We start from the raw sequence: 16,499 nt of genomic DNA, 5'->3' as shown, positions 1-16,499 counted from the left end.
CCCCCCAACCCCCCTTAATAAGGGGGGCAAAAAGCCTCTCAAAGTCCCCCTTTTTAAGGGGTATTTAGGGGTATCTAAAATAGTTTGGGCAACAAACATGACTTTTCAAACATCCTCTAACTCTCTTAATTTTGAATGTTGAATTGGTGTAAAACAATGGAAACTCTTCCTATCAAAATTTGTGATGAAACCCTGCGAGATGGAGAACAACAAGCAGGCATTTTCTTCTCTTACCCAACTAAACAAAAACTTGCCCATCTAATTGCCCAAACGGGAGTTCATGGACTTGCCATCATGCCCCATGTTTGTGAGCAAGAACAAGAGCTAGTCAAATCATTAGTATCAGAGGGATTAGGTAGTCTGATCACTGCTTCTACTTTGATGGGAAAGCAGTACATTGATCAAGCCAAAATGTATGGAGTTAAACGCATCATACTTTTCTACGGACTTTCTGATCGACTGCTGTTTCTGCGAGATCCTCAGATCCGTTTGTTGAACGAGTTTAAAGGAAAAACCATTGATGACGATATTCCAACAAAAGTAATCGAGAGAATTCGCCAAAACGCTATTGATCTGATTGTCGAAAATTTACGCTATGCCACTATGGTTGCTGGACTCATCGTAGACTTCGCCGCCGAGGATGCCTCAAGAGCTGATTTTGACTTTTTAGTGGAATGTATCCGCTCATGCAGCCCTTATGTCGAACACTTTATGCTCTGTGATACAGTCGGAGTCCTCAGTCCAGAAAAGAGCTATATCTGGATTAACGACCTGCTCCAATGTACAACAGGGGTTGCTTTCGGGGTACACTACCACAATGACATGGGCTTGGCTCTGGAAAATACTCTCCAATCCGTCATAGCCGGAGCGACTTTAGTATCGGGTACTTTTAGCGGAATTGGTGAACGAGCCGGAAATGTTGCCCTTGAGCAGGTGTTAAATGGGTTGCGAGTCCGCTTCGGAATTGAAGTCAAGGGGATTAACTATGATGCGATCGCCGCCGTGACTGATTACATTGAGCAATTGGGTGTTCGTCCCGCTCCCCCTTACTCTCAAACTGCTCAACGCCATGAATCAGGTATCCATATCAATTCTTTGTTTTCTGATCCCAAAAGCTATGCAGTATTTCCTTATAATACGGTAGACGTTGTATTTGGCAAATGGAGTGGAGTCAGTAATTTCCAATATCTATTTGAAAAGCAACTGCAAAATCCTCAACCCAAAGAGCAATACGAGAAAATGCGCTCCGCTATCAAATCTCTTGCTACTGAACAAGAACGCTATTTTACAGCCAACGAGGTGTTAGAGCTATGGGAAAATGGTGTCTTTGAATAATCCATTGTAAGAATTGAGAACTCAGAATATGCCCTACAGCACGCTGCTTTGTATCTCCTCCACTAGACGCTACCTTAACGCCTCCGCGTGCGCTTACGCTTACAGGATTCAGGATAGTTAAAGAATCAGGAGAATATGTGATAAATCAATATACTCAGATCTTGCAGCCAACAAGAGCCAGAGGCTCTAATATCTCCTTACCAGGTTGAACCTGGTAACGAGGGTTTAGAGGCTTCGCCTCCTCACTGTTGCAACTCTTGCAAGATATAAGTATACCAATCATATTCGATTCCTTCTAAAGGATGACTTCTGATTCCTGCGTGCTGAATTATAACAATCCATCAGTCAGCCTTAAGAGGCTAAACTAATTTTTAAAATATGCAATCTACAACTTTTCTTGATAAAAACTCAACGAATGATTCTTCTCCGGGTTTTAATCAATTTTGGGAGAATGTCAAAGCGCTCACAGGGTCTTACTGGTATCCAACAGAGGCACAAGGAAGAGCATTTTCAGATGTGATTCGTTCATGGGCAATGCTCATTCTCCTGATATTATTAATCGTCGCGCTCGTGGCAGTAACTGCCTTTAATAGCTTCGTTAACCGCTATTTGCTCGATATTATCACTGAAGAAAAGGATTTAACGAAATTTGTTGATACGTTATTGGTTTACGGTGTTGCCCTTGTCTTCGTAACGCTTTTAGTAGGATTTTCTAAATTTGTTAGAAAGCAAATTGCTCTTGATTGGTACCAATGGCTAAATAATTCTATTTTAGAAAAATATTTGAGCAATCGTGCTTATTATAAAATCAACTTTAAATCCGATGTTGATAATCCAGATCAACGGATATCTCAAGAAATCGAACCCCTTACCAGAAATGCTCTCACTTTTTCGGCTACTTTTCTAGAAAAAGTGCTGGAAATGACCACTTTTTTAATAATTCTCTGGTCTCTTTCCCAATGGATTGCAATTGCATTGGTTGGTTATACCATAATAGGCAATTTAATTGCTGTTTACTTAGCACAAGAATTGAATAAGATTAAGCAAGAAGAACTCGAATTTGAAGCCGACTATACTTACAGCCTAACTCATGTTCGGAATCATGCTGAATCAATAGCTTTTTTTCAGGGAGAAAAACAAGAATCAAATATAATTCAACGAAGATTTAATAATATTATCAAAAGTGCTAAACGCAAGATTAATTGGGAGATTACTCAGGATATTTTTAACAGAGGATATCAGGCGGTTATCCAAATATTTCCATTTATAGTATTCGGACCTTTACAGATTAAAGGTGAAATTGATTTTGGAGAAATTGCCCAAGCCAGTTTAGCTTGTAATCTGTTTGCCACTGCTATGGCAGAGTTAATTAGAGAATTTGCAACTTCAGGACGGTTTTCCAGTTATGTTGAGCGTTTAGCTGAGTTGTCCGGTGCTTTGAAAGCTGTGACGCAACAGCCAGAGAACATGAGTACCATCAAAACAATAGAAGAAAACCGTCTGGCTTTTGAGAATGTCACCTTACAAACGCCAAACTATGAACAGGTCATTGTCGAAGATTTGTCACTCGTTGTTCAACCGGGAGAAGGTTTATTGATTGTTGGACCGAGTGGACGAGGAAAAAGTTCTCTGTTGAGAGCGATCGCTGGTTTGTGGAATGCGGGAACTGGTCGTCTGGTGCGTCCTCCCCTAGAATCCGTGTTGTTTTTACCCCAACGTCCTTACATTATCTTGGGAACATTGCGCGAACAGTTACTTTACCCTAATACAAACCGTCAAATGACCGACGCAGAACTCGAAGAAGTTTTGCACCAAGTTAACCTGCAAAATTTGCTAAGTCGAATCGATGGCTTTGATACAGAAGTCCCTTGGGAGAATATTTTATCGCTGGGAGAACAACAACGCTTGGCTTTTGCACGATTGTTAATTACTCATCCCAGCTTTACTATTTTAGATGAAGCAACCAGTGCTTTGGATTTGACAAATGAAGGCAATTTATATGAACAATTGCAATCAACTCAAACAACTTTTATCAGTGTTGGACATCGAGAGAGTTTGTTTAATTATCATCAATGGGTTTTAGAACTTTCACAAGATTCGAGTTGGCAAGTTGTGACTGTGGAGGATTATCGCCTTCAAAGAGTCAACGAAATTATTACTCATCCTCCCGAAAACTCTCAAATTACAGAAGTTCAAGCTCCTAATTCTCCCGAAAACCCTCAAATGACAATAGATGTTTCACCCCAGAATCAATCCATAAGTCAATTAGAAATCAGGGCCAGTTCAGGGCTTTCTCATCAGGAAATGCAGAGATTAACAGGCACTTCCATTAACACCATCAGAAGCAAGGCAAGCCTTGGCAAGTCAATCACAACTAAAGATGGCGTCACCTACCGCTATGACAAAGATCGCAAGGTGTTGAAATGGGTGAGAATTTAGCGGCTACTCATACTTTTTAGAATCAGTTTTTGTAAAGACCGCGCTTTCCGCATACATCCAACTTTAACTGCTTTGTACACTCGTTTTTGTAGGTGGAATAAGTTACGGCGCAATTTCTTCCACGGTAAGTTTATCCAAAATTTACTAGGAATTCTACTGTTTAACTGTCTTAACTATCTACTTAATGTTTTAACTACTATTGCATTTTCTTGATTAAGGTGAGACAATGTATACTGCAAAACATATTTCGTGAAAAACTACCATCTGCAATCATCCAAGATGATGTGGACAGACATTCATCATCAGGGTTGAAAGAGAACGAGTTTATTTAATTAAGTATTAATTTTTTGAAAAAAATCCATAATCAGGTAAGCGAAGTTCCGGTCAATTTCTAACAATCGAAACAACCCCAAATATTAATCAAGAACACTCGTCAAAAACTATTAATACAAAAACCAACTTCCAATGAGAAGGTCATTCAGATTGTCAAAGAACAAATTTTCAGGAGAATATCGCTGATGCAGTTAAATAGTTATAGCGAGTCTTTAGCTTCAAGTCAGAAAATTTTTCAGATACAGGAAGTAGAAATTGCCATCCGAGCAAGTTTGACTGTTGACGATTGTGTAGTCATACAGAGGCAGACGGAAAAGTTAAAACAAGAGTTAGTTGCTTATGTAGTTCCATCAAGTTTATTTGTACCAGAACAATTGTTATCTCACTTGCAAACAATTCTGCCTAGCGAATCGATACCCAAGGCAATTGTGCCAGTTTCCGCCATACCCTTAACAGATATAGGGCGCATAGATGAAGCTACTCTAACTACTTTAGGAGTTATTGACTCTGAGTTGATGCTTCGTCTAGAAAAGCAACTACAGTCATTGTCAGAAATTGAACGTGTTGCGGTAGTTGTCGAACCCCAACTTAAAAGAATTCCTCCTATACATTTAGAGGATTTACTACCTGAAAATCAAGCGAACGCCTCTTCTGATAGCCAGCAAAAGGTACAAGCAATCACACCTATTCAGAAGATAGAAAACAGTAGCTCATCCTCTTCAAAAAAGCTAGCCATTAGTTATGGGGAACCACTGCAATATGCCCAAGACACTCCAAGAACTTTAGTACAAGTACTACAACGAGCCGCTGAAAGTTCAACTAAAGGTATCATCTACATTCAGCCTGATGGCACTGAGAAAGTTCAGTCTTATAGCAAGCTATGGCAAGACGCCCAACAGATTTTAGCTGGATTGAGAAAGTTAGGACTCAAGCCTCAAGACAAAGTAATTTTTCAACTTGACGACAATCAAGATTTCATCTGTGCTTTTTGGGGTTGCGTGCTAGGAGGATTTGTCCCAGTAGCAATCTCCATCGCCCCAACTTATGAGCCAGCCAACAGTACTGCAAGCAAACTTCAAAATACTTGGCAGATACTGAGGAAACCCCTTGTACTGACAAGCGCTTCTTTAGCTGACAAGATTGCTAATTTGTCAAGAGTTTTGAATTTAGAAAACTTTCAAGTTGCAACTATTGATAAATTGCGTGAGTGCGAAGCAGATTTTAACTTACATCAAAGTCAGCCAGAGGATTTAGCGATTTTGTTTTTGACTTCTGGAAGCACTGGTATACCCAAGTGTGTGATGCTAAATCATCGCAATTTATTGAGTATGTCGGCTGGCACAATTTTAATGAATCATTTTTCCAGTCAGGACATAACTTTAAACTGGATGCCTCTGGATCATGTGGGTGCCCTTGTTTTTCTAAGTATCATGGCTGTTGATTTAGGTTGCCAACAAATTCATGTACCTACTGACTTGATTGTGCAAAATCCGCTCTTGTGGCTAGATTTAATTGACTTGCATAAAGCTACGATTAGTTGGGCACCTAATTTTGCCTTTTCCCTGATATGCGATCGCGCTTTTGAGATTAACCAAAAGCATTGGGATTTATCTTCAATGCAGTTTCTAGTCAACGCTGGGGAAGCTATTCAAGCTAAAATAGCAAGGAATTTCTTAAAGCTGCTTCGCCGCCACGGTCTGGACAGTAATGCTATTCACCCAGCCTTTGGGATGTGCGAAACCTGTTCTGGGATTACTTGGTCTGACAGTTTTTCTCTAGAATCTTCATCAGATGACACTTTATTTGTGGAACTTGGGCCTCCAATTGCTGGTGCTTCGTTACGTATCGTTGATGAAAACGAACAAATAGTTACAGAAAATACCATTGGTCGTTTACAGGTAAAGGGTGCATCTGTTACCTCTGGTTACTATCAAAATCCACAGGCAAACCAAGAAGCTTTTACCTCAGATGGCTGGTTTAACACAGGAGATTTAGGATTTCTGCATCAGGGGCGTTTAACTATTACCGGGCGGCAGAAAGATGTGATTATCATCAACGGACTCAACTACTACTGCCACGAAATCGAAGCGGCTGTTGAGGAAGTTGAAGGAATAGAAATCTCTTATACAGCCGCTTGCGGAGTAAGACAGCCCGGAATTAATATTGATAAATTAGCTATTTTTTTTAGTACTTCTCTTTCTGATGAGAGTAAATTGGTGACTCTCCTAAAAAAAATTCGCACTTCTATAGTCAACAAGCTGGGAGTAAATCCAGATTATTTGATTCCAGTATCTCAAGAAATTATTCCTAAAACCGCCATTGGTAAAATCCAACGCTCCCAACTGAGCCAGCGCTTCAATACAGGTGAGTTTCAATCAATTATTAAACGGATTGATATATTACTTGGTAACGCCAATACCATTTCCAACTGGTTCTACCGTCAAGTATGGCAGCCCAAATATCCCATTACTTTTAATTCTTCTTTATCTATTATTAATCCCACTCTAGTATTTCTAGATTCTTCGGGACTGGGGGCATATTTATGTAAAATCTTGTCAGAGAAGAACCTGCCATACATAACTATTTCAGCCGGAGAAAATTTCCGAAAAATCAATCGCTCACACTACACAATCACTCCAGGAAAAGCCAAGGACTATCAACTCTTATTTGAATCTCTAGCAGCAGATAACATTATCATTGGGCAAATACTTCACTTATGGACTTATGACCAATATATTGGCGAAGTCAAAAGCCTTGATGCCCTCGAACAAGCACAAGAGCAAGGAATATACAGTTTATTATTCTTAGTTCAAGCTTTAGCCAATGTTCAGGGTTCTGATAATTCTGTTCAATTACTATTTATTTCTTCTCATATCCAGTCTATTTCCTCATCTGACCCAATAGCTTACGAGAAATCAGCAGTATTAGGGCTGCTGAAAACCATTCCCCAAGAACTGCCAAACTTGAACTGTCGCCACATCGATTTGCCTTACGCTGAAGTTGAAACAAATGGAGCTTATATCTTACAAGAGATGCAAGTTTCGTCAAAAGAACGAGAGGTAGCTTACAGAAATAGGCAGCGTTTCGTTCCTCGTTTAGAAAAAGTTGATTTAACGAGCGAACCTAAATCCCCAGTCACCTTCAAGCAAGGAGGAACTTATTTAATCACTGGAGGACTCGGAGGTATAGGTATCCAGATAGCGCAGTACCTACTGAAACATTACCAAGCTCAGCTACTGTTGCTCGGCAGAACTCCAATACCCGAAAAAATCAGTTGGAATGCCCATCTAGAGCAAGGAGGCACTATTGGACAGCGCATTCAAGCTTATCAGGAACTAGAGCAGCTTGAGGGAGAGGTAATTTACGAAGCTGTTGATATCTGTGACTTCAAGCAGTTGCAAATAATAGTTGAAAAAGCTAAATCCCGATGGGGGAAGAATTTGGATGGCATAATCCATTTAGCCGGAACTTTTCATGAGCAGCTTGTACTTGAAGAAACCCAGGAGAACTTAGCATCAGTGCTGCGTCCCAAAATGCTGGGTGCTTGGGCGCTGCATCAATTGGTTAAAGGCAATAAGGACAGCATTTTTATCAACTTTTCTTCAGCACACGGTTTTTTTGGCAGCACTGCTGTCGGGGCTTATGCTGCTGCCAATAGTTTTCTTGATAGCTTTTCCCATTATCAAAAATACAACAGTGGATTATCGAGCTATTGTTTGGTTTGGAGTATGTGGGACGAAACAGGCATGAGCCAAGGATATCAGATGAAGAATCTGATCCGAGCCAAAGGTTACTATGTTATGTCTTTGTCCCAAGGAATATCTTCAATGCTTGCAAGTTTACAACATCAGCAAGCACATATATTCATAGGTTTGGACGGGAGCAACCAGAACATTCAACGTTGGCAGCCTCAAGCCTTTAGCTTACAAAAGTTAACTGCCTATTTTACCTCTAGTAGCAATGACAAGGTTATAAAATTACCAGACTTTCAGCTACAAGACCGCTTTGGAACTTCTTGCACCTGCAATTTAGTACAGCTTAACGAGATGCCCTTCACCCTAAGTGGTGCAATTGATAAAGACAAATTGATTCGGCAGTTTATTCGTCAGCAAACAGATACCCATGTAGCACCCCGGAACCAGGTAGAGCAACAAATTGCTCAAATTTGGCAGCAAGTTTTAGGCACACCGCTTTTTAGCATTCACGACAACTTCTTTGAACTAGGAGGAAATTCCCTCTTGGGGACGCAGGTAATTTCTCGGTTGCGCGATGCTTTCTCTATAGAGTTGTCTTTACACCGTTTATTTACATCTCCTACTGTAGGTGAGTTGGCTCGTAACATTGAGGTACTGCGAATTGCAGCAGAAGATGAAAATACATTTATTACTAACATAGAAGAAGAATACGAAGAAGGATGTTTATAAAGTCACAACAGTTCAATTTTGAATAGGAAGAAGGATACATATAAAATGACAGTATTTGAATTTTTATCTTCACTACACAGTTTAGATATAAAAGTTTGGATTGAAGACGACCAGCTACGCTATCGCGCTCCTAAGGGAGTAATGACTTCAGCCCTCAAACAGGAGTTAATGGAGCGGAAAGCAGAAATATTTAGTTGTCTTCAAGAAGCAAGAACTGCGAAAAAAATAGCTTTTGAACCCATATTATCTATTAACCGAAATTGCGATTTACCTTTATCTTTTAGTCAACAAAGGATGTGGTTGCTCAATCAGTTAGATAGCCAAAACCCATCTTATAATGAAAGTTTCCAATTTCGGATTACTGGTACGCTAAATGTAGCAGCACTAGAGCAAACTCTCAACGAAATTATCCGTCGCCACGAAGCTTTGCGGAGTATTTTCCCAACAGTAGATGGATTGGTGGTGCAACGGATTGTCCCTACTTTGACTATAAACATCCCAGTCGTAGACTTACAAGGATTAGAAGAAGCTGAAATTCAACAACTAGTTACTAAAGAAGTTCGCCAGCCCTTTGATTTAGGCAAACAGCCCTTATTGCGAGTCAGTCTACTGCGTCAGAAGTCAGAGTTGCATCTGCTGATACTAACCCTACACCACATTATTGTAGATGGCTGGTCAATGGGAATATTCATCAAAGAATTGTCAGCCATTTATCAAGCCTTTTCTACTGGTTCTCCAACTTCATTACCAGAGTTAACCATCCAGTATGCTGACTTTGCTGTTTGGCAGCGAAAATGGTTAACAGAGGAATTGCAACAACAGCAGCTTGACTACTGGAAGCAACAATTAGCAGACGCACCACCGTTATTGGAACTACCAACAGATTATCCTCGCTCCTCGGTTGAGAATTTCTCTGGTGCGGTTCAAAAATGGAAACTCAACTCGGATTTAACTGCACAACTCAAAACCTTGAGCCAACAGTCAGGAACTACTCTGTTTGTAACGCTTCTAGCAGCTTTTGCAGTCTTACTTCATCGTTACAGTGGTCAGGATGATATTTGTATTGGCTCTCCTTTTGCTAACCGCAATCGCACAGAAGTTGAACCCCTCATTGGCTGTTTTATTAACTCCTTAGTGTTGCGTACTCAAATTAAAGACAATCCCAGTTTTAAGGAGTTGCTCGCCCAGGTGTCTTCTGTTGTTTTAGATGCCCAGGCACACCAGAATGTTCCATTTGAACGAGTGGTAGAAGCATTACAACCGGAACGTTCACTCGGCTACAATCCTTTGTTTCAAGTAATGTTTGTCTTGGAGAATTTCTCGCTCGATACTTTAGAGATATCTGGTATTAGTCTGACTCCAGAGATGGTAGACCGGGGTACGGCTCAGTTCGATTTGAGCCTCTCGATTTGGGAGACACAAAAAGGATTAATTGGGTCGTGGGAATATAACAGCGATCTGTTTGAGGCGGATACAATTGCTAGGATGACTCTTCATTTCCAAACTCTGTTAGAAACAATAGTCAGCGATCCCAATCACAGAGTTGGGGAATTACCTTTGCTAACCTCACAAGAACGGCATCAGTTATTAGTGGAGTGGAATGATACTCAGGCGGATTATCCACTAGATAGGTGTATCCATCAATTGTTTGAGGAGCAGGTTCAGCGGACACCTAATGCTGTGGCAGTTGTGTTTGAAAATCAACAACTAACCTATGACCAGTTGAACTGTCGTGCCAATCAATTGGCACACTACTTGCGGTCTTTGGGTGTGGGAGCAGATGTACTGGTCGGGTTGTGTGTAGAGCGATCGCTCGAAATGGTCATTGGACTTCTTGGCATTCTAAAGGCGGGTGGTGCTTATGTACCAGTTGACCCAGAGTATCCCCAAGAGCGTTTGAGTTTCATGCTCCTTGATGCGGCTGTGTCAGTGCTGCTGACCCAACACCATCTAGTTGAGAAATTACCTGAGCAAAAAGCACCGCTTGTTTGCTTGGATAGTGACTGGCATCTGGTTTCCCAGTCCAGTCAGGACAATCCCACCGCAGATGTGCAAGCGAATAACTTAGCTTATGTAATTTACACTTCTGGATCTACTGGTAAGCCCAAAGGAGTGATGATTGAACATCGGTCTTTGGTGAATTTAATTGCAGCAACAAAGGTTGTATTTGGATTTAACAGTAGCGATCGCGTCTTACAATTTTCATCTATCAGTTTTGATTCGGCAGTTGAGGAGATTTGTCACTGCCTGAGTTGTGGTGGAACACTGGTGCTGCGTACCGATGAAATGTTGAATTCTGTCTCTACATTTTTGCAAAAGTGTTGGGAGTGGAAGCTAACGGTTTTGGAACTGCCAACAGCGTACTGGCATGAGTTGACCTCTGAATTGGCTATGATAAATGAAATCTTGCCTACATCAGTACGACTGGTGATTATTGGGGGAGAACAAGCGCTGCTAGAAAAATTAAAACAGTGGCGAAAGTATGTGGACGATAGATTGCGTTGCGACAAGCTGGAGGAACCTCCACTGTTGATCAACGGATATGGCCCCAGTGAAGCAACCGTAGGAGTCACCCTTTGCAAATTGTCAGAGTTAGTGCTAGAAGATACACGACTACAATTACCAATTGGACGACCGATTAATAATGTCCAAATATACATCCTGGATCGATATCTCCAGCCCGTGCCAATCGGTGTAGCAGGTGAATTGTATATTGGTGGAATATGTTTAGCTAGAGGCTACCTCAACCGGACAGAGTTGACAGCAGAGAAATTTATCTCCAATCCCTTTAGCACTGACCCTGATTCCCGTCTTTACAAAACTGGAGATAAGGCACGCTATTTGCTATCTGGTAACATAAAATACCTCGGACGCATTGATAACCAAGTAAAAATCCGCGGCTTCCGCATTGAGTTGGGAGAAATAGAAACAGTTCTGAGCCAAAATCCCAATGTCCAGGCATCTTGTGTGATTGTCCGTGAAGACATCAGGGGTGAGAAATACTTAGTCGCCTACGTGGTGCCACATCAACAGCATACAGACATTAACAGTGAACTGCGGAATTTCCTCTCCAGTCAACTGCCACTTTACATGGTGCCAACGGCTTTTGTAATTCTAGAAACTTTACCACTAACTCCCAACGGCAAGGTAGACTACCGTTCCCTGTCAGCACCAGATTTAGATCTGCAAATGTCAGACAAATTTGTTGCCCCGCGCACATCAATTGAAAAAACGGTGGCACAAATTTGGGCTGAGGTGCTGAGAGTAGAGCAAGTGGGTATTAATGATAATTTCTTTGAACTAGGCGGACATTCCCTGCTAGCTACACAAGTAATTTCTCGCTTGCAGGAAGCTTTTCAAATTTCGTTGCCACTGCGCTATCTATTTAAATCACCTACAGTTGCCCAGTTAAGTGAGGCGATCTTAACTGAGCTGCAAACTGGTTCAGTTCTAACAGTGCCCGCGATTGTGCCCTTCCCCAGAGACAAGGACATACCCCTATCATGGGCGCAGGAGCGCCTGTGGTTTCTCCATCACTTGGAAGGCGAAAGTGGTGCTTACACAATGTCTTGTACCGCTCGTCTGGTGGGAAATCTGAATGTCAAAGCTTTGGAAGGGGCGCTCCAAGAAATGGTGCGGCGGCATGAGGTTCTGCGTACTCGCTTTGAGGTCAAAGATAACAAACCAGTACAGGTCATAGCCCCTGAGATTACCATCACATTGCCAGTAGTAGATCTACAGAATCTGCCAGATCCAAGGAAACAAGTGGAGCAAGAGGCAATCAAAGAAGCCCGCAAACCATTCGATCTGGCGAATGGTCTTGTACTGCGAGTCAAGATGTGGCAAGTTGCTCAAGACGAGTACATACTGCTGTTGGCGATTCATCATATTGCTGCTGATGGCTGGTCAATGGGTGTCTTGATCCGCGAACTGTCTGACCATTATCGAGCTATTTCCACCAGTAGTTCTGTCACTTTACCAGAGTTAGCTGTGCAGTATGCCGACTTCGCCTTGTGGCAGCGTCAGTGGCTGACAAATCAGGTACTAGAGCGTCAGTTAAGCTATTGGAAGCAACAGTTAACTGGAGCACCACCTCTATTAGAACTACCCACAGACCGCCCTCGCCCAGCTGTACAGACTTTTCGAGGAAGTGTACAGCGCTTTCAAGTAGATGTCTTGCTGACTTCTCAACTTAGACAGATCAGCCAAGAGTCAGAAGCCACTCTGTTTATGACGTTGTTGGCAGGTTTTGTCGTCTTACTTTCTCGCTACAGTGGACAAACGGATCTTGTTGTTGGCTCTCCTATTGCCAATCGCAACCGTCAGGAAACAGAATCATTGATTGGATTCTTTGTCAACACTTTAGCACTGAGGTTCGATCTGTCCCAAGAACCGTCCTTTCAAGCCTTACTGGCGCAAGTGCGACAAGTCACCCTGAATGCCTATGAACACCAGGATTTGCCCTTCGAGATATTAGTGGAAGAGTTGCAAGTGGAGCGACAATTGAATCGTAACCCACTGGTGCAGGTGGTGTTTGCTCTCCAGAATGCTCCTACCTTCCCTTGGGATTTGCCTGGTTTAAGCGTCGAGGAGATACCTTGGCATCTGGACACGGTTCGGGTTGACCTGGAATTACACTTTTGGGAAACACCAGAAGGTCTTGAGGGCTTTTGCTGTTACAGCAGTGATTTATTTGATGCGGCGACTATTGCCCGCATGATGAACCATTACCAGAATTTGCTAGAAGCGATATGCCTACAGCACGCTGGCGCAAACGCGGCAAATCCACAACAGCCAGTAGCATTACTGCCCTTGCTCACCCAGCAGGAACGCCATCAACTGTTAGTGGAGTGGAACTCGACTCAAGCAGACTATCCGCAGAATAAGTGTATTCATCAGTTGTTTGAAGAACAGGTAGCGCGTACCCCAGATGCAGTGGCGGTGGTGTTTGAAAACCAACAACTCACCTACCACCAGTTGAATTGCCGTGCTAACCAATTGGCGCACTACTTGCGGTCTTTGGGTGTGGGAGCAGATGTACTGGTGGGGTTGTGTGTGGAGCGATCGCTTTTAATGGTCATAGGACTGTTGGCAATTCTCAAGGCGGGTGGTGCTTACGTGCCGCTTGACCCAGAGTATCCTACTGACCGTCTGAGCTTTATACTAGAGGACACTCAAGTTTCACTGCTCCTGACTCAAGAGCAACTTATTGATAAACTACCCCCAAATCAAGCAAACCTTGTCTTTTTAGATCAGGTCTGGTCACAAATTAGCCAAAACAACCAAGATAACCTGACTATTGGAGCCACAGCTTCCGATCTAGCTAATGTGATTTACACTTCGGGTTCCACAGGTAAACCCAAAGGCGTGATGGTTGAACATAGGGGATTGTGCAACCTAGCTCAAGCTCAGATTCAAGCTTTTGGCGTACATTCTGATAATCGCGTTCTCCAGTTTGCCTCCTTGAGTTTTGATGCTTGTATCTGGGAAGTCATCATGGCTCTGAGAACAGGAGCAACACTTTACCTGGGAACAAAAGACTCTCTCATGCCGGGTACGCCGTTAATTGAGCGATTAGGCAATTATGACATTACCCATATCACCCTACCACCATCAGCACTAGCAGTTCTGCCTGTGGAAGAACTTCCAGCACTGCAAACAATCATTGTCGCCGGAGAAGCTTGTTCTGCTGAACTTATAAAACAATGGTCTGCTGGCAGAAACTTCTTCAATGCCTACGGACCAACAGAAGCTAGCGTCTGTGCCACAGTGGCAAAATGCAGTATTGACGACAAGAAAATTTCAATTGGTCGTCCAATTTCCAACACGCAAATTTACATTTTAGACTCGTACTTACAACCAGTGCCGATTGGCGTACCCGGAGAACTGCACATTGGTGGTGTAGGGTTAGCAAGAGGCTATCTCAACCGTGTGGAATTGACAACTGAGAAATTTATCTCCAATCCCTTTAGCGATGAGCCAAATTCTCGACTTTACAAAACTGGGGACTTGGCACGTTATTTACCGGATGGCAACATTGAATACCTGGGACGCATCGATAATCAAGTTAAGGTGCGCGGCTTCCGTATCGAGTTAGGGGAAATTGAAGCAGTTTTGAGCCAACATCCGTTGGTACAGGAAGGTGTCGTCGTCGCCAGAGTTGACACTACTGGTGATAAACAGCTGGTGGCTTACTTAGTGCCAGATCTCAAAAACAAAGTATTACCCCAGCAGCTGGCTCAATGGCAGAGTGAGTACGTGAGTGACTGGCAAATACTCTATGAGCAAGCATACGGGCAAGCTCAAGCATCCGCAGATGATCTCACGTTTAATATTAGTGGTTGGAACAGTAGTTACACCAAGCAACCGATCCCAGATTGGGAAATGCAGGAGTGGGTTGAGAATACAGTGAGCCGAATCCTGTCCCTGTCACCACAGCGAGTATTAGAAATTGGTTGTGGAACGGGGTTATTGCTATCCCGCGTTGCCAAGCACTGTCAACAGTATTGGGGATGTGATTATTCCAGCGCTGCTATACAGCACGTTGAGCAGGTATGCAACACGGTTAAGGGTCTAGAACATGTGCGACTGCTGCACCAAATGGCAGATAACTTTGCAGGTATCCCCAAAGGAGAATTTGATACTGTAATTGTCAACTCAGTAATACAATACTTCCCCAGCGTTGAGTATTTGTTGCAAGTTCTCGAAGGAGCAATGGCGGCAATTGGCGCGTCTGGTACTATCTTTGTGGGCGATGTCCGCAGCTTGCCGTTACTACAGCCATTCCATGCCGCCGTGCAGTTGTCCGAAGCTTCTGAAGAAAGAACTATTGAACAATGGCAGCGAATGGTACACTCTAGTGTAGCTGCCGAAGAAGAATTGGTGATTGATCCTGGTTTCTTCATCGCCCTCCAAACACGTTTTCCTCAGATTACTTGGGTGGAGATTCAGCCCAAACGCGGTAACAGTCAAAATGAGCTAACCCAATTCCGTTATGATGTCACCCTGCATGTGGATAGTGATGTCCAAAAAACGGTAGTTCCTTGGTTAAACTGGCAACTAGACGGGCTTGAGTTGACACAAATTGAAAATCAACTGCACCAGCAACAGCCAGAATTGTTAGGAATCAGGGGTGTGCCTAATCAACGGGTACAGCAAGCACTACAGATTTGGCAATGGTTAGAACATCCCCCAGCTGTCGAAACAGTGGGGCAACTACGGCAACTGCTAGCACAACAGCCAACTGTTGGCATCAATCCCGAAGAGTTTTGGGAACTGGGGCAGCATCTCGGCTATACTGTTCACCTGAGTTGGTGGGAGAGTAGTCAAGATGGTTGTTATGATGTGGTGTTGTGCCGCAACAGTTCAACGCCAGGACATCAAGCGATGCCTGGGTTGGGCAACTCTTGGAGAGGCGACGCCAACGCAATCGCTTTTTGGGATATTTCAACAGTCACTATCAAACCCTGGACTGACTACACTAACAATCCCCTACACGGCAAGTTAGTCCAGAAGTTAGTGCCGCAAGTACGCTCGTTTATCCAACAAAAGCTACCCGATTACATGGTGCCGCAAGCTTTTGTCGTCCTCAATGCCCTACCTTTGACACCCAATGGCAAGGTGGATCGTCGTGCCCTACCAACACCGGATACAGCTACTAGAAATCTTTCAACGGGCTTTGTTCTACCGCGAACGCCCATTGAAGCTCAACTACTTCAAATCTGGAGTGAAGTCTTGGGAGTTGAACGCATTGGCGTTAAGGATAATTTCTTTGAACTAGGGGGGCATTCCCTGCTAGTTACCCAAGTGATGTCACGGGTCAACTCAGCTTTTGGACTTGACTTACCCATACAGACGATGTTTGAGTCTCCCACAGTAGCTGGTTTAGCAGCCTACCTCAAAGTCATGGATTGGGCAACACAAGATTTATCAGTAAAAGAAGTCAGTGGCGAAATAGTGGAGTTTTGA

General features: G+C 43.0%; 4 protein-coding genes and 1 pseudogene. 4 read left to right on the top strand and 1 reads right to left on the bottom strand.

Annotation, left to right across the window (positions count from 1 at the left end):
• The first annotated feature begins 156 nt into the window (after positions 1-156).
• On the top strand, positions 157-1,335 hold the full coding sequence (locus V5G28_RS11980; RefSeq protein ID WP_332997533.1) for a 2-isopropylmalate synthase: 1,179 nt from the start codon (positions 157-159) through the stop codon (positions 1,333-1,335).
• A 378-nt stretch (positions 1,336-1,713) separates the two neighbouring features.
• Positions 1,714-3,774 (top strand): ABC transporter ATP-binding protein/permease, encoded by a 2,061-nt coding sequence (locus tag V5G28_RS11975; protein ID WP_332997531.1) that lies wholly within the window; start codon positions 1,714-1,716, stop codon positions 3,772-3,774.
• On the opposite strand, the pseudogene V5G28_RS11970 reads toward V5G28_RS11975, so the two are convergent.
• A pseudogene (locus V5G28_RS11970) lies at positions 3,774-3,926 on the bottom strand (reverse transcriptase N-terminal domain-containing protein); the annotation flags it as partial. The gene V5G28_RS11975 and the pseudogene V5G28_RS11970 sit on opposite strands and share 1 nt — an antisense overlap.
• A gap of 366 nt (positions 3,927-4,292) precedes the next feature.
• Here V5G28_RS11970 and V5G28_RS11965 point away from each other — a divergent pair.
• Entirely contained in the window at positions 4,293-8,531 is a 4,239-nt protein-coding gene (locus V5G28_RS11965; RefSeq protein WP_332997529.1) for an SDR family NAD(P)-dependent oxidoreductase, read from the top strand.
• 45 nt (positions 8,532-8,576) lie between these two features.
• Positions 8,577-16,499, top strand: a complete 7,923-nt coding sequence (locus V5G28_RS11960; protein WP_332997527.1) for an amino acid adenylation domain-containing protein — start codon at positions 8,577-8,579, stop codon at positions 16,497-16,499.

Origin of the sequence: Scytonema sp. PRP1, from assembly GCF_036697665.2 — a bacterium.
GTDB lineage: Bacteria > Cyanobacteriota > Cyanobacteriia > Cyanobacteriales > Nostocaceae > Kalymmatonema > Kalymmatonema gypsitolerans.
Note: the sequence above shows the minus strand (reverse complement) of the source record. Positions and strands in the feature narration are given on the sequence as shown.

What these genes read in the sequence shown, in the direction of transcription:
- V5G28_RS11980 (WP_332997533.1), top strand. Translation starts at nt 157, where the DNA reads ATGGAAACTCTTCCTATCAAAATTTGTGATGAAACCCTGCGAGATGGA.
- V5G28_RS11975 (WP_332997531.1), top strand. Translation starts at nt 1,714, where the DNA reads ATGCAATCTACAACTTTTCTTGATAAAAACTCAACGAATGATTCTTCT.
- V5G28_RS11965 (WP_332997529.1), top strand. Translation starts at nt 4,293, where the DNA reads ATGCAGTTAAATAGTTATAGCGAGTCTTTAGCTTCAAGTCAGAAAATT.
- V5G28_RS11960 (WP_332997527.1), top strand. Translation starts at nt 8,577, where the DNA reads ATGACAGTATTTGAATTTTTATCTTCACTACACAGTTTAGATATAAAA.